This is a genomic window from Streptomyces sp. WI03-4A (genome assembly GCF_033792105.1).
In the GTDB taxonomy this organism is placed as follows: Bacteria; Actinomycetota; Actinomycetes; order Streptomycetales; family Streptomycetaceae; genus Streptomyces; species Streptomyces collinus_A.
The window spans coordinates 26,428-48,546 of record NZ_JARAUO010000044.1; the positions used below are offsets into that span (position 1 = coordinate 26,428).

Here is a 22,119-nt window from a genome sequence, read left to right on the forward strand (position 1 = left end):
TAAGTTACGTACGGGTAAAGCTTGTTGAAGTCACGACGCCCGCTGCCTGACGGCCGGGGCCTCGGCCGCCGGGAGGGGCGCCTGTGCCGCCCGGGTCACGTCCGCCACCAGCTCCACCAGATCGGGGCCGTACGCCTGGGAGTTGACCACCTTCAGCAGCAGCACGAAGGAGCCGTTGCCGTGCTTGCGGCTCAACCGCTCGTGGTTACGGGCGAGATAGCGGGTGGCGGCCTGGTTGGTGATGGCCCGCTGGCCGCAGAAGAGGAACACCGGCCGGGTCAGCCGGCCGGCGGTGAGCCGGGCCAGCAGCACGTACTCCGTGACCCCGGCGTCCATCCGGTAGCGCTCGCCGCCGATCTGGAACGCACCGCGGTCCGGGCCCGGTTCCGCGTCGACGTTCACCCGCACCCCCGGGAGCATCGCCGCCATGTGGGCCAGCATCCGCCGGTTGGAGCCGGGGCCGCCCACGCAGAACTCGGTGCGCTCGCCGACCCCCTGCTGTGCCGCGTCCTGCGTCACCATCCGCAGGTGCGCCCCGCAGTCCTTGATCAGGGCCGAGAGTTCGAGCAGCGCGAACACGTCGAAGCGGTGCACGGCGTGTTCCGCCGTCGCCGGGTCGCGGTTGACGACCAGCAGGCACTCCGCGTTCTCCGGCAGTCCGAAGAACGCCTGCTTGCGCCGCAGCTTGCGCCGCCACAGGTAGGTACGGGACAGCCAGCCCAGCGCGGTGCTGACACCGGCCGCGATGACGCCCAGGACGATGTTGCGCACGTCGTCGTTCATGGCCGCGCATGCTAGCGGGCCCGGACGCCGCCTACGTACCCGTGTTCGAGGTGTGAGCCCGGTGCGGCACGTGCCGGAGGCGTACTGTCGGTACAGCGGCAATCTCGTTACGCTGCGCGGACTGTCCCTGCGGGAGGTACGGATGGGTCGTCCTGGCACGCGGAAACTGGCGGTTCTGGCGGTCTCGGCCGCCCTGGTGTCGGTGGGCGCGGCCGCGCCGCCCGCCGCACCGGGCGGCAAGACCGCGAAGGTCCCGGTCGCCGTCGGCTACGGCGGAGCGGTGGCCAGCGTGGACGCCGACGCCACCGCCGCCGGCATCGAGGTGCTCAAGAAGGGCGGCAACGCGGTCGACGCGGCCGTCGCCACGGCCGCCGCGCTGGGCGTCACCGAGCCCTACTCCGCCGGCATCGGCGGGGGCGGCTACTTCGTCTACTACGACGCCCGCTCGCGCACGGTGCACACCATCGACGGCCGCGAGACCGCGCCGCAGTCCGCCGACTCCGGCCTCTTCCTGGAGAAGGGCAAGCCACTCGCCTTCAACGACGCCGTCAGCAGCGGACTGAGCGTCGGCACCCCGGGCACCCCCGCGACCTGGCGGACGGCGCTGCACGAGTGGGGCAGCGAGCGGCTCGGCACGGTCCTCGGGCCCGCCGAGCGGATCGCCCGCGACGGCTTCACCGTCGACGACACCTTCCGGTCGCAGACCGCCTCCAACGAGACGCGCTTTCGCTACTTCCCGGACACCGCGAAGCTGTTCCTGCCGAACGGACGGCTGCCGGTCGTAGGATCCCGGTTCCGCAACCCCGAACTCGCCCGCACCTACGAGGAGCTGGGCCGCCGGGGCACCGACGCGGTCTACCGCGGCGACATCGGCGACGACATCGTCAAGACCGTGGAACACCCGCCCGTGGACCCCGCCTCCGGCTGGAACGCCCGCCCCGGCAAGCTGGCCGAGAAGGACCTCGCCGTCTACCGGGCCAAGCTCCAGGCGCCCACCAGGGCCTCGTACCGCGGCCTGAACGTCTACTCCATCGCGCCCTCCTCCTCCGGCGGCACGACCGTCGGCGAGGCCCTCAACATCCTGGAGAACAGCGACCTCTCCAAGGCGAGCGAGGTGCAGTACCTGCACCACTTCATCGAGGCGAGCCGCATCGCCTTCGCCGACCGGGGGCGCTGGGTCGGCGACCCCGCCTTCGAGAACGTGCCGACGAAGGACCTGCTCTCCCAGCGGTTCGCCGACTCGCGCGCCTGCCTGATCAAGGACGACGCCGTCCTCACCAGCCCGCTCGCACCGGGCGACCCGCGCCACCCGGCCGCCTGCGGCAAGGGCGGCACGGCGGCCCCCACGACCTACGAGGGTGAGAACACCACCCACCTCACGGTCGCCGACAAGTGGGGGAACGTCGTCTCCTACACGCTCACCATCGAGCAGACCGGCGGCAGCGGCATCACCGTGCCCGGCCGCGGCTTCCTGCTCAACAACGAGCTGACCGACTTCTCCTTCGCCCCGGCCAACCCGGCCGTGCACGACCCGAACCTGCCGGGACCGGGCAAGCGACCGCGCTCGTCCATCTCGCCGACCATCGTGCTCGACGGGCACAACCGGCCGGTGGTGGCGCTCGGTTCACCCGGCGGCGCCACCATCATCACCACCGTGCTGCAGACCCTGACCGGGTTCCTGGACCGGCACCTGCCGCTGGTCGACGCCATCGCCGCACCGCGCGCCAGCCAGCGCAACGCGGCCCAGACCGAACTCGAACCGGCCCTGTACGACAGCGCTCTGCGCGCCCGCCTCGAAGCCCTCGGACACAGCTTCAAGCTCAACCCCGAGATCGGCGCGGCCACCGGCGTGCAGCGGCTGCCGGACGGCAGGTGGCTGGCCGCCGCCGAGAAGGTACGGCGCGGCGGCGGCTCGGCGATGGTGGTGCATCCGGCGCCGTAGCGGCGGCTGCGGGCGACGGCGACCGCTCCCTCGGGTCCCTACGACGCCGGAGGGAGCGGCGGCGCCTCCTGAGCCGGTTCCGGGGCGGGCGGCTCGGGCCGCTCGGCACGGAAGTCAAGCCGCCCGTCCACCACGTCCACGGTGACCCGGCCGCCCGCCGTGATCGTGCCGTTCAGCAGCAGCCGCGAGAGCTGGTTGTCGACCTCCCGCTGGATGGTGCGGCGCAGCGGGCGGGCGCCGTACTCAGGCTGGTAGCCGCGCTCGGCGAGCCAGTCGACGGCCGCGTCGGTGAACTCCACCGAGACGTCCTGGCCGTCCAGCAGTCGCCGGGTGCGCTCCAGCAACAGGTCCGTGATCCTGCGCAGTTGCTCGCTCGTGAGCTGCCGGAAGACGACGATCTCGTCGATGCGGTTGAGGAACTCCGGCCGGAAGTGCTCGCGCAGCGGCCGCAGGATCCGCTCCCGCCGTGCCTCCTCGTCCGCGCCCGCGCCGCCCGGCCCGAAGCCGATCCCGGCGCCGCGTCCGGTGATCGCCTCGGAGCCGAGGTTGCTGGTCATCACGATGACCGTGTTGGTGAAGTCCACCGTCCGGCCCTGCGAGTCGGTGAGCCGGCCGTCGTCCAGCACCTGGAGCAGGATGTTGAAGACGTCCGGGTGGGCCTTCTCCACCTCGTCGAGCAGGAGCAGCGAGTACGGGTGCCGGCGCACCACCTCGGTGAGCTGCCCGGCCTCCTCGTGGCCGACGTACCCGGGCGGGGCGCCGACCAGCCGGGAGACGGTGTGCCGTTCCTGGTACTCGCTCATGTCCAGCCGGACCATGCGGTCCTCGCTGCCGAACAGGGCCTCGGCGAGCGCGCGGGCCAGCTCGGTCTTGCCGACACCGGTCGGGCCGAGGAACAGGAAGCTGCCGATCGGCCGGTCCGGGCTGGACAGCCCGGCGCGCGAGCGCAGCACCGCCTCGGCGACCACGCTCACGGCCTCCTCCTGGCCGACCACCCGCTGGTGCAGGTGCTCCTCCAGGCCGAGCAGCCGCTCCTTCTCCTCCTGGGTCAGCCGGCTGACCGGGATGCCGGTCTGCCGGGACACCACCTCGGCGATGGCCTCCGCCGTCACCTCCAGGTGCAGCCCCTCGTCGACCTCGTCGCCGCCGCTGGCCTCGGCGATCCGGCCCTTCAGCTCGCCGATCCGGTCGCGCAGCTGCGTGGCCCGCTCGTACTGCTCGTCGGCGACCGCCTGGTCCTTGTCGCAGACGAGCTGCTCGACCTCGCGCTCCATCGCCCGTACGTCCGTGCCCTTCGTCCGCGAGCCGAGCCGCACCCGGGCGCCGGCCTGGTCGATCAGGTCGATCGCCTTGTCGGGCAGGCGCCGGTCGGTCAGATAGCGGTCGGACAGCTCCACGGCCGCCACCAGTGCCTCGTCGGTGTAGCGGACCTGGTGGTGGGCCTCGTACCGGTCGCGCAGGCCGCGCAGGATCTCGATGGCGTCCTCGACCGTCGGCTCGGGCACCAGGATCGGCTGGAAGCGGCGGGCCAGCGCCGCGTCCTTCTCGATCCGCCGGTACTCCTCCAGCGTGGTCGCGCCCACGATGTGCAGCTCGCCCCGGGCGAGCGCGGGCTTGAGGATGTTGCCCGCGTCCATCGCGCCGCCCTCGCCGCCGCCGCCCGCGCCGACGACGGTGTGCAGTTCGTCGATGAAGACGATGAGCCGGTCGGAGTGGGCGCGGATCTCCTCGACGATGTTGTTCAGGCGCTCCTCGAAGTCGCCCCGGTAGCGGGTGCCCGCGACCACCCCGGTCAGGTCCAGCGCCACCACCCGCCGGCCGGTCAGTATGTCCGGTACGTCACCGTCCACGATCCGCTGGGCCAGCCCCTCGACGATCGCCGTCTTGCCGACGCCCGCGTCGCCGATCAGCACGGGGTTGTTCTTGCCGCGCCGGGACAGCACCTCGATGGTCTGCTCGATCTCCGTGTCGCGGCCGATGACGGGGTCGACCCGGCCTTCCCGGGCCAGCTCGGTCAGATCCCGGCCGTACTTGTCCAGCGTGGGCGTGGACGTGGGCCGGCGGGTCTCCGGCCGGGTCTGGGTGGCCTCCGGGGCCTCGGGCGGCAGGGAGTTCGCGGAGAAGCGGGCCGCGTTCAGGATGTGCCCGGCCGCCGAGTCGGGGTTCGAGGCCAGCGCACTCAGCACGTGCTCCGGGCCGATGTAGCCGGCGCCGCTCGCCCGCGCCATGTCGTGCGCGTCCAGCAGTGCCCGCTTGACGGCAGGCGTGAGCGAGAGCGAGGTCGGCGGTGGCAGCTCCCCGGGCGGGTGCTGGACGGGGCCTGCGCGGTGGTCGATCTCGGTCGCCAGCGAGTCCGGGTCGGCGCCCGCGCGGCTCAGCAGGCTCCGGGTGGGCTCGGCCGACAGGGCCGCGCGCAGCAGGTGCTGGGTGTCCAGGTCCCGGCTGCCGTGCTCGACCGCGTACACCGCGGCCCCACGGACCAACTCGCGGGCCGGCTGGCTGAGCAGGCGGCCGATGTCGATGTGCCTCGGGCCGGGCCGGGCGTCGCCGGTCCCGCCGAAGAAGCGGGCGAAAAACTCGCCGAAGGGATCCTCCGGGCCGATGTAACCGCTGGTCATCGTTTCGTTTCCTTCGCAGACGACGTGCGGAGCGGCCGGGTAACCCGGGGGCGGGCCGCTCATGCCACGATGACACGAGCTTGTGCGAAGGGCACGCGCGGAGGGCTCCGCCGGCCGGGCGTGCCCGGAGGAGGAGGGGCGATCGCCGGCCGCGGCGGGGTGAGCGAGGACCACGCGGCCTCGGCGCGGGGCGCGTGCCGGAACCCACGGGTGCGGCGCGGACCGGTCCGCCCGGCGGGCGCGGCGAGGATCGCGCCCTTCCACACCCGGCGCCGTTCAGGCGGGCCGCAGGGCCGGGCAACGCCGCACCCTGCTCAGGTGGGCTGCCGAGCCGGCACGCGTTCCCTGTCCTGTGACGGGCCGCCCCGGGGGCCCTGGGGGCGGCCCGCGCGGCGCTCAGGCGGGCCGCCGGGCCGTGCAGCGCGTACCTCGTGTCGGTCAGCCGGCCGTCGGGCCGTGCAGCGCGTACCTCGTGTCGGTCAGCCGGCCGCCGGGCCGTGCAGCGCGTACCTCGTGTCGGTCAGCCGGTCGTCGGGCCGTGCAGCGCGTACCTCGTGTCGGTCAGCCGGCCGCCGGGCCATGAACCGGATGCCCCCCGCCGCTCAGTCAGGCCGCTCGCGCCCCGGGCCCGGGAAATCCCCCTCAGCCGTTTTCCCAGGCCGTCAGGACGCGGGGGCCGTCCGGGGTGATCGCCACCGTGTGTTCGGCGTGGGCGGCTCGGGAGGCGTCCGTGGTGCGCAGGGTCCAGCCGTCCTCCGCCTCGTAGTAGCCGTCCTTGCCGCTCGCGATCAGCATCGGCTCGATCGCCAGGGCCATCCCCGCCCGCAGCGGGAGGCCCCGGCCGGGCCGGCCCTCGTTCGGCACGTCCGGGGCCTCGTGCATCCGGCGGCCGATGCCGTGGCCGCCGAAGCCCGCCGGGATGCCGTAGCCGGCGCCCCGGCACACCTGGCCGACGGCGTGCGCGATGTCGCCGATGCGGTTGCCCACGACGGCGGCCGCGATGCCGGCCGCCAGGGCGCGCTCGGCGGTCTCGACCAGGCGCAGGTCCGCGGGGCGCGGACGGCCGACCACGAAGCTGGTCGCCGAGTCGCCGACCCAGCCGTCCAGTTCGGCGCCGCAGTCGACGGAGAGCAGGTCACCGTCGCGCAGGCGGTAGCCGGTGGGGATGCCGTGCACGATCGCGTCGTTGACCGAGGCGCAGATCACCGCGGGGAAGGGGGTCGCGGCGAAGGACGGGCGGTAGCCGAGGAAGGGGGAGGTCGCCCCGGCCTCGCGCAGCACCTCCCGGGCCACCTCGTCCAGCTCCAGCAGGGAGACGCCGACGCGGGCGGCCCCGCGCACGGCCGTCAGGGCCCGCCCGACGACCTGTCCCGCCGCGTGCATCGCGTCGATCGATGTGTCCGTCTTCAGTTCCACCATGCCAATTACTATACCGGTATTTTAATGGGGTCGATGCTGCGGGGTGCGGTATTAGAATGGGCGGCATGGTGCGCACCCCCCTCACCCCCGAAGAGCGCGAGCGCGGCGAACGGCTCGGGCAGTTGCTGCGCGAGGCCCGTGGCGGACGCAGCATGGCCGAGATCGCGGCCGAGGCCGGCGTCTCCGCGGAGACCCTCCGCAAGATCGAGACCGGGCGGGCGCCGACCCCCGCCTTCTTCACGGTCGCCGCGCTGGCCAGGGTGCTCGGGCTGTCCATGGACGAACTGGCGCTGTGGTGCGCGCCGGTGGGCGTCTGACGCGCGCCGCGGGGAGTGTGGCGGGGAGGTGCCCGCATGCTTCCCGAAAACTCTCCGTAGCAGTGCCGTAACACAACTGGTGTTGCCTACCGACCGGAGCGCTGGCGATCGGGCGGGAGTCGGGCATGTCGGTAGATCAACTCCCAAGGCAGCTCAGGGAGTTCGCGAACTACCTGGACGGCTTCCTGGAGCGCCTGAGGCAGGACGGGGGCTGGTGCGGGATCTTCTGGCGGCGCGACCCGGAGGGCATGCGGGCCTGCCTCGACGGACTTGAGGTGCCGCCGTGGGACGTGATGGAGGCGCTGCTGCAGGACATGGCCGCCGCGTACGGCCCCGCGGCGGCCACGGCGGAGCGGGAGCGCGCGCTGAGCCTGCACACGGCCGCCGTCGCGGCGTTCGACGCGCTGCCCGGCGCCCGCGACGCCCTCGGCGACCACCTCGACGCGATGCTCCGGGCCCAGCGGTACGCCGTCGAGCGCCAGGCGCAGCTCGCGCTCCTGCTCGCCGCGGCGAGCACCCGCGAGGAGGCCGACGCCCTCCGCGTCGACATCGCCTGGGCTCACGACGACCACGACCGGGCCACCGCCCGCTGCGCCACACTCCGAGCCCGCCTGGCCGCCCTGGACCGGCCGGCGGCGCCGGAAGACGACGGCGGGCCCACGGGAGCCGAACCGCCCGGCACCACCGGCGGGCACCCCGCCCCGAGGCACACCCGCCCCGCCGGACCCGCCGCCCCGGCCACCGGTCCCACGCCAGGCCCGGAAGGGTTCGGGCGGCCGGCATCCGGTACACACGAACCCCCAACTCCCGGTGCCGAGCAAGCACTCCGGCCGACCGACCGGCATCCGACGACGTCCGACGCCTCCGCCCCCGCCACGGTCTTCGCCCCCGGTCCGGCGGGTTCCGGCGCGTCGGTGTCCGGTGTTCCCGGGGCCGCGGAGTCCGGTGCCGGGTGGGCACCCCGGTTCACCGATCGGTCCGGCGGGCCGGCCTCGATTCCGGGTCCTGCAAGGTCCGACGCTGCCGGTCCTGTCGCCCCCGCCACGGTCTTCGCGCCCGGTCCGGCGGGTTCCGGCGCGTCGGTGTCCGGTGTTCCCGCGGCCGCGGAGTCCGGTGCCGGGTGGGCACCCCGGTTCACCGATCGGTCCGGCGGGCCGGCCTCGATTCCGGGTGCGGCAGTGCCCGATGCTGCCGGTCGCGCCGCCCCGGAGGTCGGTCACGCCGCCCCGGGCGTCGTCCTCGGCCCCGACCCGTCGGCGTCCGGCGTCCCGGGGTCCATGGCTTCCGGTGACGCGCAGGCTTCCTGGTTCGCCGAACGGACCGGCGCCCCCGCTCCGCGGCCCGGGCCGTCCGCTGTCTTGGGGGGCACTGCCGCCGGGGCCGATGCCGGGCGCCGCCTCCCGTCGCCCGCCGGGGGCGAATCGTCCGCTCCCGGAGGGAAGGCGCGCAAGCGGCGGCGGGGGAGTGCGCGGTTCGCCGGGATGGTGGAGGACGAGGGGGGTGCCGTCGTCGTGCCGCAGGCGTCCGGTGGGGCGCCGGGGCAGGGGCGCGGGGCCCGGTTCGCCGGGGCGGGGGAGCAGGGGGAGACCGGCGCGCCGGCGCGCGAGCCCGCCTCGGAGGTGGATCCCGCCGCAGGGGCCGCTGTCGCCGCAACCGTACGGGCGCTGGCGCGGCTGAGGGCGGAGGGCCGCAGCGGCGAGGCGCACGCGCTGCTCGCCGAGTGCGCGCACTGGCCCGCCACCCGCCTGCCCCTGCTCGCCGACGCCCTGGAGCCCGCCGGGCTGGGCGCCGACTGGGGGACCCTGCTCTGGGAGGCCGCCTCGCTGCCCGCCGAGCCACTGGTCGCCGCCGCCGAGGCGCTGACCGCGGCGGGGAGGCCCACCGACGGGCGGCAACTGCTGCGTCAGGGCGTCGTCAGGCCGGCCGCCGAGATCGGTGCCGCCGTGCTGGGCCTGGACACGCAGGGACGGGGGCGCGAGGTGCTGGCCCTGCTGGACGCCTACGTCCGCGTCCGTCCCCCGCAGGAGGCCGCCCGCAGCGCCGCCGCGGACCCCAGCCGCCTCGTGCCCCTGCTGCTGCGGGCTGCGCGGGGCGTCTCGGAGGAGCGCGAGTGGGACCTGGTGCACGCCCTGCGGGTCGCGGGCCTCACCGCCTGACCGGCCCCGCGGCCCGCCCTCGCCCGGCCCTGGGGCTCACCTCTCGGACCGCCCCCGCGGCACCCCCGAGGCCGTCCCCGGTTCACCGCACCGATCACCCTAAGGAGTGTGAAACGAGATCGACTCAGCGGGTTGACGACGATGGTCTTGGCAAGGGCCCCGGCGAGGCTTACTTTCGTCCCTCTACGGGCCGTTTCTACGGGCGTAGAGGCTCGTACGTCGCGTCGAAGGAGCAGCTCATGGCCAACGTCGTACGTGCCGCACTGGTTCAGGCCACCTGGACCGGCGACACCGAGTCCATGGTGGCGAAACACGAGGAGCACGCCCGCGAGGCGGCCCACCGGGGTGCGCGGATCATCGGCTTCCAGGAGGTCTTCAACGCCCCCTACTTCTGCCAGGTCCAGGAGCCGGAGCACTACCGCTGGGCCGAGCCGGTGCCCGACGGCCCGACCGTCCGCCGGATGCGGGCCCTCGCCCGCGAGACCGGCATGGTGATCGTCGTACCGGTCTTCGAGGTCGAGCAGTCCGGCTTCTACTACAACACCGCCGCCGTGATCGACGCCGACGGCAGCTACCTCGGCAAGTACCGCAAGCACCACATCCCGCAGGTCAAGGGCTTCTGGGAGAAGTACTACTTCAAACCGGGCAACGCCGGCTGGCCCGTCTTCGACACCGTCGTCGGCAAGGTCGGCGTCTACATCTGCTACGACCGCCACTTCCCCGAGGGCTGGCGCCAACTCGGCCTCAACGGCGCCCAGCTGGTCTACAACCCCTCCGCCACCCACCGCGGCCTGTCCTCGCACCTGTGGCAGCTCGAACAGCCCGCGGCGGCCGTCGCCAACGAGTACTTCGTCGCCGCCATCAACCGGGTCGGTCAGGAGGAGTACGGCGACAACGACTTCTACGGCACGAGCTACTTCGTCGACCCGCGCGGCCAGTTCGTCGGTGACGTCGCCAGCGACAAGGCAGAGGAACTCGTCGTCCGTGACCTGGACTTCGACCTCATCGAGCAGGTGCGGCAGCAGTGGGCCTTCTACCGCGACCGCCGCCCCGACGCCTACGAAGGGCTGGTGCAGCCGTGAACGACCTCTACGCCCGCCACCGCAACGTCCTGCCGGACTGGCTCGCCCTCTACTACGACGAGCCGCTGGAGATCACGCACGGCGAGGGCCGCCACGTCTGGGACTCCGCGGGCAACAAGTACCTGGACTTCTTCGGCGGCATCCTCACCACCATGACCGCGCACGCCCTGCCCGAGGTGACCAAGGCGGTCGGTGACCAGGCCGGCCGGATCATCCACTCCTCGACGCTCTACCTCAACCGGCCGATGGTCGAACTCGCCGAGCGCATCGCCCAGGTGAGCGGCATCCCGGACGCCCGGGTCTTCTTCACCACCTCCGGCACCGAGGCCAACGACACCGCCCTGCTGCTCGCCACCGCCTACCGGCGCAGCAACACGGTCCTGGCGATGCGCAACAGCTACCACGGCCGTTCCTTCAGCACCGTCGGCATCACCGGCAACCGCAGCTGGTCCCCGACCTCGCTGTCCCCGCTGCAGACCCTCTACGTGCACGGCGGCGTCCGCCACCGGGGCCCCTTCGCCGACCTCGACGACCGCGCCTTCATCGACGCCTGCGTGGCGGACCTCCAGGACATCCTCGGGCACACCCGCCCGCCGGCCGCGCTGATCGCCGAACCCGTCCAGGGCGTCGGCGGCTTCACCTCGCCGCCGGACGGCCTCTACGCCGCCTTCCGCGAGGTGCTGAGCGCCCACGGCATCCTGTGGATCGCCGACGAGGTGCAGACCGGCTGGGGACGCACCGGCGAGCACTTCTGGGGCTGGCAGGCGCACGCCCGCAGCGGCCCGCCGGACATCGTCACCTTCGCCAAGGGCATCGGCAACGGCTCCTCCGTCGGCGGCGTGATCGCCCGCGCCGAGATCATGAACTCCCTGGACGCCAACAGCATCTCGACCTTCGGCGGCACCCAGCTCACCATGGCCGCGGCCCTCGCCAACCTCACCTACCTCCTCGAACACGACCTCCAGGGCAACGCCCGGCGCGTCGGCGGACTGCTCATCGAGCGGCTGCGGGCCGTCGCCGCCCAGCTCCCCGGGGTCCGTGAGGTGCGCGGGCGGGGACTGATGATCGGCGTCGAACTGGTCAGGCCCGGCACCGACGAGGCCGACCCGCGGGCGGCCGCGGCCGTCCTGGAGGCGGCCCGCGAGGGCGGGCTGCTCATCGGCAAGGGCGGCGGTCACGACACCAGTGCCCTGCGCATCGCCCCGCCGCTGTCGCTGACCGTCGCGGAGGCCGAGGAGGGCGCCGCGATCCTCGAATCCGCCCTGAGGAGCACGTACTAGAGAACGGGTGCACGGACATGACCACCACCTGGGAGTCCCGGCACGTCCACGCCCCGGAACCCGCCCTCTCCGTCCGGCAGGTGCTCACCCTGGAGCGGGTCCAGGCCGGCGAGCCCGAGGTGGTGGCCGGAGCGGCGCAGCTGGACCGGCCCGTGCGCTGGGTGCACGTCGCCGAGGCCGCCGACGTCGGCGTGATGCTGCGCGGCGGCGAGATGGTGCTCACCACCGGCGTGCTGCTCGCCGGCGACGAGGCCAAGCAGGCCGAGTACATCCAGTCCCTGCACCGCGCGGAGGCCGCCGCGGTCGTGCTGGGCCTCGGGCGAGCCTTCCCTGCGCCGCCCGAGGTGATGCGCCGCGCCGCCGAGCGGTGCGGCCTGCCGCTGGTCGTGCTGCACCGGCCCTTCCCCTTCGCCGAGCTGACGGAGGAGGTCCAGTCCCGGCTGGTACGGCGGAAGTTCGCCGCCGTGAGCCTCTCGGAGACCGTACGGACCGCGCTCACCGGGCTGATCACCGCCGGCGCCCCGCTCGGGCGGCTGCTCGACGAGGTCGCCCGGCACAGCGGCTGCCCGGTCGTCGTCACCAACCTCGCCCACCGCGTGCTCGCCACGGCGGGGGAGCGGCCGGCCGTCGACGACGTGCTGCGCGACTGGGAGCGGATCGCCCGCCAGGCCGGCGGCAGCGAGGGCGACGGCTGGGTCCGCGCCGAGCTCGGCGGGCGCGGGGAGCGCTGGGGCCGGCTGCTGCTGTGCGGATACCGGGGCGACACGGCCAGCGGACGACTGCTCGCCGACCGGGCCGCCGAGGCCCTGGTCCTGCACCGCATGCTCGGCGGCTCCGCGCACAGCTGGGAGGAGCAGTCCGCGCAGGGCCTGCTGACCGACCTCGCCTCCGGCGTCGTACCGGCCCGGCAGCTGCTGCCCCGGGCGCGGGCGGCCGGACTGCCGGTGAACCGGCGCACCTTCGTGCCCCTCGTCGTGCCGGGCGGTGAACCCGGCCGCCTCGACCGGGTGCTGCGGGTCCTCGGCATGTCCGGGCTCGTCGCCGAGCTGGCCGACGGCGCCACCGCCGTCCTGCTCAGCCTCCCCCGCGACCAGGACGCGCGGGAGCTGACCGCCCGGTTCGCCGCCCGGCTGCGCGCCGGGACCGCACCGCCGCACGCGGTGGTCGCCGCCGCCGACCCGCGCGCCGACTGGGACGAGGTGCCGGCCGGGCTGCGCGAGGCCCGGCACGTCGCCGACGCCGTCGCCGACTCCTCCGCGGCCCTCGACCTGCCCGCCGTCGTCCGGCTGCGCGACGTCCATCTGCGCGGCCTGATACGGCTGCTGCGGGACGACCCGCAGGTGCAGTCGTTCGCCGAACGGGAACTGGACGGTCTGCTGTGCGGCGCGGACCAGGAACTGCTCGGCGTGCTGCGCACCTACCTGGCGACCGGCCGCAACAAGTCCCGCACCGCCCAGCTCCACCACGTCTCCCGGCCCGCCCTCTACCGCCGCCTGGAGGCGATACAGACCCGGCTCGGCGTCGACCTCGACGACTTCGAGCAGGCGGCCTCGGTGCACATCGCGCTCCTCGCGCACGACGCGCAACAGGGGTGAAACATGCCACGACCTGGGAAAACGACGGTGAAACATGGGCTCGCGCACTCGTGACACGGTGGCACGCCGACCACCCGCAGACGTGACACCGTGCCCGTCGAACGACGCGCCGGGGCTTTCTACGCTCGCCCTACACCGAGCTACCGGAGGTCCCGATGAGCCGAGTGATCCGTGCCGCCCTCTTCCAGACCGCCTGGACCGGCGACAAGGAGTCCATGATCCAGGTGCACGAGCAGGCGGCCCGGGACGCGGCCGCGCAGGGCGCCCAAGTCCTCTGCTTCCAGGAGCTGTTCTACGGCCCCTACTTCTGCCAGGTCCAGGACAAGGCGTTCTACGAGTACGCCGAGCGGATCCCGGACGGTCCCACCGTCCAGCGCTTCCAGGCGCTCGCGCGGGAGCTGGGCATCGTCCTGGTCCTGCCGATGTACGAGGAGGAGCAGCCCGGCGTCCTCTACAACACCGCCGCCGTGATCGACGCGGACGGCTCCTACCTCGGCAAGTACCGCAAGACCCACATCCCCCAAGTGCAGGGGTTCTGGGAGAAGTTCTACTTCCGCCCGGGCAACAGCGACTGGCCCGTCTTCGACACGGCCGTCGGCCGGATCGGCGTGTACATCTGCTACGACCGCCACTTCCCCGAGGGCTGGCGGGCGCTCGGACTCGCCGGCGCCGAGATCGTCTTCAACCCCTCGGCCACCTCGCGCGGTCTGTCCCGCTACCTGTGGCAGCTGGAGCAGCCGGCGGCGGCCGTCGCCAACGAGTACTTCGTCGGCGCCATCAACCGGGTCGGCGTGGAGGACCTCGGCGACAACGACTTCTACGGCACGACCTACTTCGTGGACCCCGAGGCCCAGTTCGTCGGCGAGGTGGCGAGCGACAAGGAGACCGAACTCGTCGTCCGGGACCTCGACCTCGCCAAGCTCCGCGAGGTCCGCGACCGCTGGCAGTTCTACCGCGACCGGGCGCCGGGGGCGTACTCGCCGCTGACCGCTCCGTAGCGGCACAGGTGCCGCCCGCGCCCCGGCCGGGGCGCGGGTCCGTGCCCGGCGGCCGGCCGGCGCCGCCCGGGCGCGTCCAGCCCCACCCGACCCGCACCCACCCAGGAGAGGCACCATGAGCAGCCGCACTCTCATCCGCGGCGGTCTCGTCATCACCGCGTCCGACGAGATCCACGCCGACGTCCTGATCGAGGACGGCCGCATCGCCGCCCTCGCCGCCTCCGGCACGCCCGCCGCCGAGGCGTTCACCGCCGACCGGGTCATCGACGCCACCGGGAAGTACGTCATCCCGGGCGGCGTCGACGCCCACACCCACATGGAACTGCCGTTCGGCGGCACCTTCGCCTCCGACACCTTCGAGACCGGCACCCGGGCCGCCGCCTGGGGCGGTACGACCACCATCGTCGACTTCGCGGTGCAGAGCGTCGGCCACACCCTGCGGGAGGGCCTGGACACCTGGCACGCCAAGGCCGAGGGCAACTGCGCGATCGACTACGCCTTCCACATGATCGTCTCCGACGTGCACCAGGAGACGCTCAAGGAGATGGACCTCCTGGTCGAGGAGGGCATCACCTCCTTCAAGCAGTTCATGGCCTACCCGGGGGTGTTCTACTCCGACGACGGGCAGATCCTGCGGGCCATGCAGCGCTCCGCCGAGAACGGCGGCCTGATCATGATGCACGCGGAGAACGGCATCGCGATCGACGTGCTGGTCGAGCAGGCGCTGGCCCGCGGGGAGACCGACCCGCGCTATCACGGCGAGGTCCGCAAGGCCCTGCTGGAGGCCGAGGCCACCCACCGCGCCATCCGGCTCGCCCAGGTCGCCGGCGCGCCCCTGTACGTCGTGCACGTCTCGGCCACCGAGGCGGTCGCCGAGCTGGCCCGGGCGCGCGACGAGGGGCTGAACGTCTTCGGCGAGACCTGCCCGCAGTACCTGTTCCTGTCCACCGACAACCTCGCCGAGCCCGGCTTCGAGGGCGCCAAGTACGTGTGCAGCACGCCCCTGCGGCCCAGGGAGCACCAGGCAGCGCTGTGGAAGGGCCTGCGCACCAACGACCTCCAGGTGGTCTCCACCGACCACTGCCCGTTCTGCTTCGTGGGCCAGAAGGAACTGGGCCGCGGCGACTTCTCCAAGATCCCCAACGGGCTGCCGGGCGTGGAGAACCGCATGGACCTGCTGCACCAGGCCGTCGTCGACGGGCACATCTCGCGGCGCCGCTGGATCGAGATCGCCTGCGCCACCCCGGCCCGCATGTTCGGCCTGTACCCGAAGAAGGGCACCATCGCCCCGGGCGCCGACGCCGACGTCGTCATCTACGACCCGAGCGCCGAACAGATCATGTCCGCCGAGACGCACCACATGAACGTCGACTACTCGGCCTACGAGGGCAGGCGGACCACCGGCCGGGTCGAGACGGTCCTCTCGCGCGGCGAGCCGGTCATCACCGACCGCGCGTACACCGGACGCGCCGGACACGGGGTCTTCACCCCGCGCGCGACCTGCCAGTACCTCAACTAGGAGCGGTGCCCATGGACTTCGGACTCGTCCTGCAGACCGACCCGCCGGCCTCCCAGGTCATCAGCCTGATGAAGCGGGCCGAGCGCAACGGCTTCACCCACGGCTGGACCTTCGACTCCGCCGTACTGTGGCAGGAGCCGTTCGTCATCTACAGCCAGATCCTCGCCAACACCACCCGGCTGAAGGTCGGCCCGATGGTCACCAACCCCGGCACCCGCACCTGGGAGGTCACCGCCTCCACCTTCGCCACGCTCAACGACATGTTCGGCAACCGCACGGTCTGCGGCATCGGCCGCGGCGACTCCGCCATGCGCGTCGCCGGCCGCAAGCCGAACACCCTGGCCCGGATCAGCGAGGCCATGAAGGTCATCCGCGCCCTCGGCCGGGGCGAGGAGGCCGACCTCGGCGGCACGACGGTCCGGTTCCCGTGGATCCGCCCGGGGGCCGAACTCCCCGTCTGGATGGCCGCGTACGGGCCCAAGGCGCTGAAGATGACCGGCGAGGAGGCCGACGGGTTCATCCTCCAGCTCTCCGACCTGTACCTGACCGAGTACATGGTGAAGGCCGTCAAGGAGGCCGCCGCCGCTGCCGGCCGCGACCCCTCCGACGTCACCATCTGCGTGGCCGCCCCCGCCTACGTCACGGAGGACGACTCACCCGCCGCGCTCGCCCACGCGCGTGAACAGTGCCGGTGGTTCGGCGGCATGGTCGGCAACCACGTCGCCGACCTGGTCGCCAAGTACGGCGAGCACTCCGCCCAGGTCCCCGACGAGCTCACCGACTACATCAAGTCCCGCCAGGGGTACGACTACGCGCACCACGGGCGCAGCGGCAACCCGGACACCCAGTTCGTGCCGGACGAGATCGTGGACCGCTTCTGCGTCATCGGGCCGCCCGAGAAGCACGTCGAGAAGCTGAACGCGCTGCGCGATCTCGGCGTCGACCAGTTCGCGGTGTACGCCATGCACGACGCCAGGGAAGCCGCCATCGACGCCTACGGCACGAAGGTCATCCCGGCCGTCAACGCCTGACCGCGGCGCGGCCGGCGGCCGCGCCGCACCGTCCCTCCCGGTCTCCCCCTCCCGACGTCCGGGAGGGGGCAGGGCGCCTCTTCGCGCACCCCCCACGGAGCACCCGCACGGCCTCACGTCCCACCCCTTCCCGATTGGCCTGCCCATGACCGACACCGCTCCCACCGCCATACCGCCGACCGCACAGGTCACCCTCGCCGACGGCCGGGTGGAGATCGCCCCCGGCGCGCCGCAGCCCAGCGGCCCCTACGCCAACGAGGACCTGCTCCCCGTCCCGGTGGCCAAGCGCACCTGGACGACGTACAACTTCTCCGCGCTGTGGGTGGGCATGGCCCACAACACGGCCTCCTGGACCCTGGCGTCCGGTCTGATCGCCGTCGGCATGGACTGGAAGCAGGCGGTGTTCACCATCGCCCTCGCCAACCTGATCGTCCTGGTGCCCATGCTGCTCACCGGGCACGCGGGACCCAAGTACGGCATCCCCTTCCCGGTCTTCGCCCGCGCCTCCTTCGGGGTGCGCGGCGCCAACCTGCCCGCCGTCGTCCGGGCGCTGGTGGCCTGCGGCTGGTTCGGCATCCAGACCTGGATCGGCGGCGAGGCCATCTACTTCCTGGCCGGCAAGCTCATCGGCGACCGCTGGGCGAACGCCGGGCACATCGGCGGCCACGCGTGGACCATGTGGCTGTCGTTCGCGATCTTCTGGGCCATCCAGGTCGCCATCATCCACCGCGGCATGGAGACCATCCGCCGCTTCGAGAACTGGGCCGCGCCCTTCGTGCTCGTCGGCGCGTTCGTGATGCTGTGGTGGATGAGTGACAAGGCGGGCGGTGTCGGCCCGCTGTTCGACCAGCCGTCGAGTCTGGGCTGGGGCGGCGACTTCTGGAAGCTGTTCTGGCCCTCCCTCATGGGCATGATCGGCTTCTGGTCCACCCTGTCGCTGAACATCCCCGACTTCACCCGGTACGGCCGCAGCCAGAAGGCGCAGACCTGGGGACAGGCCCTCGGCCTGCCGACCACGATGACCCTGTTCGCCTTCCTGTCCGTGCTCGTCACCTCCGGCTCGCAGGCGGTCTACGGCAAGCCGGTCTGGGACCCGGTCCAGCTCGCCGCCAAGACGGACAACGTGGTCGGCCTGGTCTACGCCCTGGTCACCGTGCTGGTGGCGACCCTGTCCGTGAACATCGCGGCCAACCTGGTCTCCCCGGCCTTCGACTTCTCCAACGTGGCGCCCCGCAAGGTGAGTTTCCGCACCGGCGCGCTGATCACCGCGGTCCTCGCGGTGGTGATCTGCCCGTGGAAGCTGTATGCCGACCCGCAGGGCTACATCTTCACCTGGCTCGGGCTGGTCGGCGGCCTGCTCGGCACGGTCGCCGGCATCCTCGTCGCCGACTACTGGATCCTGCGCCGCACCCGCCTCGCCCTCGCCGACCTCTACCGGGCCGGCGGCCGCTACTGGTACGCGGGCGGCTGGAACTGGCGGGCGGTCGTCGCCTTCCTCGCCGGCGGTGTCCTCGCCGTCGGCGGAGCGGACTTCCATCCGCTCATCGACGGCCGCCCGGTGCCCGCCCTCAAGTCCCTCGCCGACTACGGCTGGGCGGTGGGCCTCGGCACCTCGCTGGTGCTGTACCTGCTGCTGACCGTGCTGACCGGCCGCCGGGAGCGGCCGGCGCAGGAGACGGGGCAGGAGACGGTCTGACCGGAGGTCCCCCGGCGGCCGCGCGCCGCCGGGGCCCCGGCGTCAGCCCGACCGGCCGCCCCGCAGCGCGGCCACGGCCGCCTTCGCGGCCTTGATGGCCCCCTTGTTGATCTCGTCGGTGCTCGGCGCCTTCTTCGTCTCGAAGTCGCTGCCGTTGTACGTGACGATCACCAGGGCGTTGGACAGGCGGGCCAGGACCACGCCCTCACGGGTCTGCTGCTTGTCCTCGGTGGTGAGGTTCACGAGGGAGTAGCCGGTGTCCCCGAGCCCCGGGACGGCGCCTCCGCCGCTCTTCTCGGTGACCCGCTGCTGGTACTGCTTGGTCGCCTCCTGGTCGGAGCCGGCGATCTCGAAGGAGACGTCGAGCCAGCGGTACTGGTAGCCCTGCAGGGCGTTCCAGGAGCAGGTGCGGCGCAGCTCGGTGTCCGTCGAGGGGATCTCCTTGCCCGCCGTCTTCGCGCCCGGCACCAGGGACTTGACGGTCGCCGCCGGCACGGCGGCGCAGGGCGAGGGGGCGCCCGTGTACGTCCTGGACGTCGCGGTGGAGGACGGGGCGGAGGACTGCGCGGTGGGGGCCTGCGGAGCCGGCCGGTGACCGCCCGCGGCGGCGGGCGTGTCCGGGCCCGAGGTCAGCGCCCAGCCGGCACAGGCCAGCACGGCGACCGGCGTCAGACGCGCGGTGAGGGCGAGCGGCAGAGGAAGGGAACGCACGGCTCACTTCTCGTGGGGGAGGGGGTGCGGAGGCGGGGGGTCCGCATGGTGGACGGGGACGACAGTGTCACACGAGTGCCTGTGGGGTGGAAGGGTCAACTCGCTGCGTGCGCGGCCGGTTACGGCACCCCGGTCACGACGCACCGCTATGCCCCTTATGCTCCCTGCCGGGCCGTGGGTCCGGTGGCGTGCGCCTCGAGCCAGCGGCGGGCGCCGACCTCGCTCGGGTACGCGCGGACGGTGAGCCAGGCGGCCAGCCGTCCGGCGACATAGGCCGCGACCGCGGGCATCACGGGCGCGGCGAGCAGCACGAGCCCGCGGCCCAGCGCGATCCGGCCCGGGACCCGCCGTTCGTGGTCACGCCGGGCCCGCAGGGTCCGGTCCGGATCCGGGGGATCCAGCAGCGCCGCGCGGTGCTCCCGGCGCTGCGCCACCGCGCCCCACACCAGCGCCACCGCGGACGCGGCCGCCTGCACGCCGTCCCACACGACCCGCGCGGAGGACGGCAGCAGGTCGCGGACGCCCTCGTACAGGCCCGCGACGAACAGGGAGAACAGCGCCATGGCGAGGACGACGAACACCGTCGTACGGGCCCGGCGCAGCCAGTAGGGCGCGCCGCGCCGGTACCACGTCCGGCCCAGCCGCGGCAGGGCCGGGACCGGCACGCAATAGCCGGGCTCCGGAGCCTCAGAAGATGCTCGTGACGCCATGCCAGACATCCTTCACCAGTCGCTTTCCGTCGTCGACGGTCTCCGAGGCGACGTGCTTCGTCCCGGTCCACACACCGCCGACCACCCCGTGGTCGTGGATGTCCTCGCTCCAGTGCTCGTGGAAGGCGTGGTCGAGGACGGACGTCGCGGCGACCACCGTGCCCACGCCGACCGCGGCGACGGCGACGGCGCCCTCGACGGGCAGCGCCGCCGTGATCGCCGCACCGGCGGCCAGGCCGCCGAGGGCGACCCCGCCGTCGACGACCACGGAGTGCTGCCAGGACCAGCCCTTGTCGTGGTCGTCCTTGGCCTCGATCAGACCGCACGCGGCGGCCGCCGCGACGTCCAGCACCGGCAGCTCCCGCAGGGCCTCCGGCAGCGCCTCCAGGCCCTTGCCCAGCCGCAACGCGTCGGCGGCGTCGGCCAGTTTGACGTTCAGGGCGCGGTCGTAGGGCAGCTTGGTGCTGCCGTTGTCGGCTCGGGCGATGTCCTCCTCCAGCGCGCCGACCTTGTCGACCGCGTCGCGGTAGGCGCTCTTGGCGGGCAGGTCGTCGGGCATCCTGCGGCCCTGCTGCTGGAACACCTTGCGCTCGGCACGGAGTTGCTTCTTGGCCGCCTGCGCCTCGGCCCTGGCCGAGTCGATGTGCGCGCGGGCCTCCTTGCCGCCCGCCCGGGCGTCCTCGGCGTCGTACGCGTACAGGCCGCGCAGCGCGTCGTACAGGGTGACCTTGTCGCCCGGCGACACCGAGTCGTCCTTCGACGTCACGTGGTCGTACAGCCCCTGCAGCTGCTGCGCCGCCACCAGCCGCGCGTGCTGCGCGGTGCGCAGGATCTCGTCGCGCGCCGCGGCGTACTCGTTCATCGCGGAGATGGTCTTCTGGTCGTCCGCGCTCGGCGGGGACGCCGTCATGATCGGCTGCGGCGCGCCCTTGGGGTCCGTCGCCACGCCCTTGCGGGCCGCGATGTGCTGCGCGTTCTGCAGCGAGGTCTCGCACGTGGACAGCGCGTCGGCGAGTGTCTGGAGGATCTCACCCGCCGCGTGCACCAGTTCGGCGAAGCCGCCGGCGGCCAGCGCGTCCTCGCTCCACCTGGCGCGGAAGCCCTCGGCCGCCTCGCCCTTCCAGCTCGCGTCGCCGACCAGCTTCTCGACCGCGCCGCTGAGCGGCTTGACCACGTCGTCGAGCTTGTCCTTGGCGTTCTTGTACGTCTCGGCCATGGTGCGCAGCCCGCCGATGTCGCCGCCGACCCAGCTGTCACCCATCAGCCCTCACCCGCCATCAGATCCTCGAACACCCCGTGGACGTCCACGTCGTGCCGGTGGAAGGAGTCCCGGGCGTAGGCGACCTTGTCCCCGTGGTCGTCCATCCGGTCGGCCATGCCGACGTGCAGCGCGATGATGAGGTCCGCGACCTCCTTGACGGCCGAGTCCAGGCCCGCGTCGCCGCCGGCGGCCACGGGCGGCGCCACGTCGGGGCGTAGCTTGCGGTAGTCGCCCGCCTGCTCGTGGAACGTTCTCGCCATCGCGGCGAGGTCGTCGTAGACCGCCTTGAAGTCGCTCACCGGCGCACCTCCCGCGCGTAGGCGGCCACGTCCGACGGCCGCCAGTGGGGTTCCCCGGGTGTCAGCGCCGGGTCGAGCAGCACAGGCACGCCCTGTTCGGCCACGTTCTCCGCGAGCGGGCCGAGCGAGGCGGCGACCCACGGCTGCGCCTCGCCCAGCGCGTCCGCCAGCTTCCGCGGGGTGCTGAACGCGAAGGCCGCGGCGCCGTGCTCGGCATGCTCGAACAGTTCGAGGACGATGAAGGGCACGCGCGCGGGCCGGCCGTCCGTGCCGGTCCCGGCGACGGACCTCGGATGCGCCGGCACGCACACCGGCGTGTGGTACCCGGGCACTCCCGGCCGCGGCCGGGCGCGGCCGTCCGCGCCGGCGTCCGGCGGCGGGGCCGCCGCCACGAGGTCCAGCAGCTGCGAGCGCGGCGGCTCCTGGCCGGGAACCGGCTGTCCCGGTGGATCCGGCTCCACGAAGTCGAGCAGGCGTGAACGTATCGGCGCCCCCACCGCCGTCACCTCTTTCCGCGGTTCCCGTCTGTGCCGTGGCCGATTCGGCCCGGCCGAGCCCGACCACGGTAGCCAGCGGGACCCGGGGGCAAATCCGGCTATGTCGGGGCCGGGGCCCGGACGTACACGGAACCCATACGACCCCTTGGCGAGCGCCGGGGCAGCCCTTGACCCGTTGCTGAACCTGCGGCCAGGCGGGCGACCG

General features: G+C 73.2%; 18 protein-coding genes. 10 read left to right on the forward strand and 8 right to left on the reverse strand.

Translation table 11 applies throughout. The annotated features are described in order from the left end of the window. Positions 1–30: 30 nt before the first annotated feature. A complete protein-coding gene (locus PV343_RS32880; protein WP_319150695.1) occupies positions 31–783 on the reverse strand; it encodes a hypothetical protein in 753 nt (250 codons plus the stop codon). Between the two features lie 142 nt (positions 784–925). Between PV343_RS32880 and ggt the strand changes: the two genes are divergently transcribed. Continuing rightward, complete coding sequence (gene ggt / locus PV343_RS32885; protein ID WP_319150696.1) at positions 926–2,725, forward strand: gamma-glutamyltransferase; 1,800 nt, start codon at positions 926–928, stop codon at positions 2,723–2,725. Between the two features lie 38 nt (positions 2,726–2,763). Here ggt and PV343_RS32890 read toward each other — a convergent pair whose 3' ends face one another. Beyond that, positions 2,764–5,343, reverse strand: coding sequence for an ATP-dependent Clp protease ATP-binding subunit (locus PV343_RS32890; RefSeq protein WP_319150697.1), 2,580 nt, complete (start codon positions 5,341–5,343; stop codon positions 2,764–2,766). 642 nt (positions 5,344–5,985) lie between these two features. Then, on the reverse strand, positions 5,986–6,762 hold the full coding sequence (gene map, locus PV343_RS32895) for a type I methionyl aminopeptidase (protein ID WP_319150698.1): 777 nt from the start codon (positions 6,760–6,762) through the stop codon (positions 5,986–5,988). Positions 6,763–6,827: 65 nt separating this feature from the next. On the opposite strand from map, the gene PV343_RS32900 reads away from it, so the two are divergent. From PV343_RS32900 to PV343_RS32940, 9 genes are all read left to right on the forward strand, one after another. Beyond that, positions 6,828–7,079 (forward strand): helix-turn-helix domain-containing protein, encoded by a 252-nt coding sequence (locus PV343_RS32900; protein WP_319150699.1) that lies wholly within the window; start codon positions 6,828–6,830, stop codon positions 7,077–7,079. 125 nt (positions 7,080–7,204) lie between these two features. Beyond that, the gene (locus PV343_RS32905) at positions 7,205–9,235 is read left to right on the forward strand and encodes a hypothetical protein (RefSeq protein ID WP_319150700.1); all 2,031 of its coding nucleotides are present in this window, start codon (positions 7,205–7,207) and stop codon (positions 9,233–9,235) included. A 239-nt stretch (positions 9,236–9,474) separates the two neighbouring features. Next, positions 9,475–10,317 carry a nitrilase-related carbon-nitrogen hydrolase gene (locus PV343_RS32910; RefSeq protein ID WP_319150701.1) on the forward strand — a complete coding sequence of 281 codons (843 nt, stop codon included), beginning with the start codon at positions 9,475–9,477 and terminating at the stop codon, positions 10,315–10,317. After that, positions 10,314–11,597, forward strand: a complete 1,284-nt coding sequence (locus PV343_RS32915; RefSeq protein ID WP_319150703.1) for an aspartate aminotransferase family protein — start codon at positions 10,314–10,316, stop codon at positions 11,595–11,597. The genes PV343_RS32910 and PV343_RS32915 overlap by 4 nt, the downstream gene beginning before the upstream one ends. Positions 11,598–11,614: 17 nt before the next feature. Further along, positions 11,615–13,192 (forward strand): PucR family transcriptional regulator, encoded by a 1,578-nt coding sequence (locus tag PV343_RS32920; protein ID WP_319150704.1) that lies wholly within the window; start codon positions 11,615–11,617, stop codon positions 13,190–13,192. Between the two features lie 155 nt (positions 13,193–13,347). After that, positions 13,348–14,190: a nitrilase-related carbon-nitrogen hydrolase gene (locus PV343_RS32925; RefSeq protein ID WP_319150705.1), complete on the forward strand. Its 843-nt coding sequence runs from the start codon at positions 13,348–13,350 to the stop codon at positions 14,188–14,190. Between the two features lie 115 nt (positions 14,191–14,305). Next, a complete protein-coding gene (gene hydA / locus PV343_RS32930; RefSeq protein WP_319150707.1) occupies positions 14,306–15,709 on the forward strand; it encodes a dihydropyrimidinase in 1,404 nt (467 codons plus the stop codon). 11 nt (positions 15,710–15,720) lie between these two features. Then, positions 15,721–16,740, forward strand: a complete 1,020-nt coding sequence (locus tag PV343_RS32935) for a TIGR03842 family LLM class F420-dependent oxidoreductase (RefSeq protein ID WP_319150708.1) — start codon at positions 15,721–15,723, stop codon at positions 16,738–16,740. A gap of 145 nt (positions 16,741–16,885) precedes the next feature. Beyond that, positions 16,886–18,436 carry an NCS1 family nucleobase:cation symporter-1 gene (locus PV343_RS32940; protein WP_319150709.1) on the forward strand — a complete coding sequence of 517 codons (1,551 nt, stop codon included), beginning with the start codon at positions 16,886–16,888 and terminating at the stop codon, positions 18,434–18,436. Positions 18,437–18,478: 42 nt separating this feature from the next. Here the strand turns inward: PV343_RS32940 and PV343_RS32945 are convergent, their stop codons facing one another. The 5 genes from PV343_RS32945 to PV343_RS32965 form a co-directional block, all read right to left on the reverse strand. Continuing rightward, positions 18,479–19,147 carry a hypothetical protein gene (locus PV343_RS32945; protein WP_319150710.1) on the reverse strand — a complete coding sequence of 223 codons (669 nt, stop codon included), beginning with the start codon at positions 19,145–19,147 and terminating at the stop codon, positions 18,479–18,481. Positions 19,148–19,302: 155 nt separating this feature from the next. Beyond that, entirely contained in the window at positions 19,303–19,857 is a 555-nt protein-coding gene (locus PV343_RS32950) for a hypothetical protein (protein ID WP_319150711.1), read from the reverse strand. After that, positions 19,835–21,118, reverse strand: a complete 1,284-nt coding sequence (locus tag PV343_RS32955; RefSeq protein WP_319150712.1) for a WXG100 family type VII secretion target — start codon at positions 21,116–21,118, stop codon at positions 19,835–19,837. Before PV343_RS32955 ends, PV343_RS32950 begins: the two co-directional genes overlap by 23 nt. Then, positions 21,118–21,417, reverse strand: coding sequence for a DUF6317 family protein (locus PV343_RS32960; RefSeq protein ID WP_319150713.1), 300 nt, complete (start codon positions 21,415–21,417; stop codon positions 21,118–21,120). Before PV343_RS32960 ends, PV343_RS32955 begins: the two co-directional genes overlap by 1 nt. Further along, a complete protein-coding gene (locus PV343_RS32965) occupies positions 21,414–21,914 on the reverse strand; it encodes an SAV_915 family protein (protein ID WP_319150714.1) in 501 nt (166 codons plus the stop codon). Before PV343_RS32965 ends, PV343_RS32960 begins: the two co-directional genes overlap by 4 nt. Between the last annotated feature and the right edge of the window lie 205 nt (positions 21,915–22,119).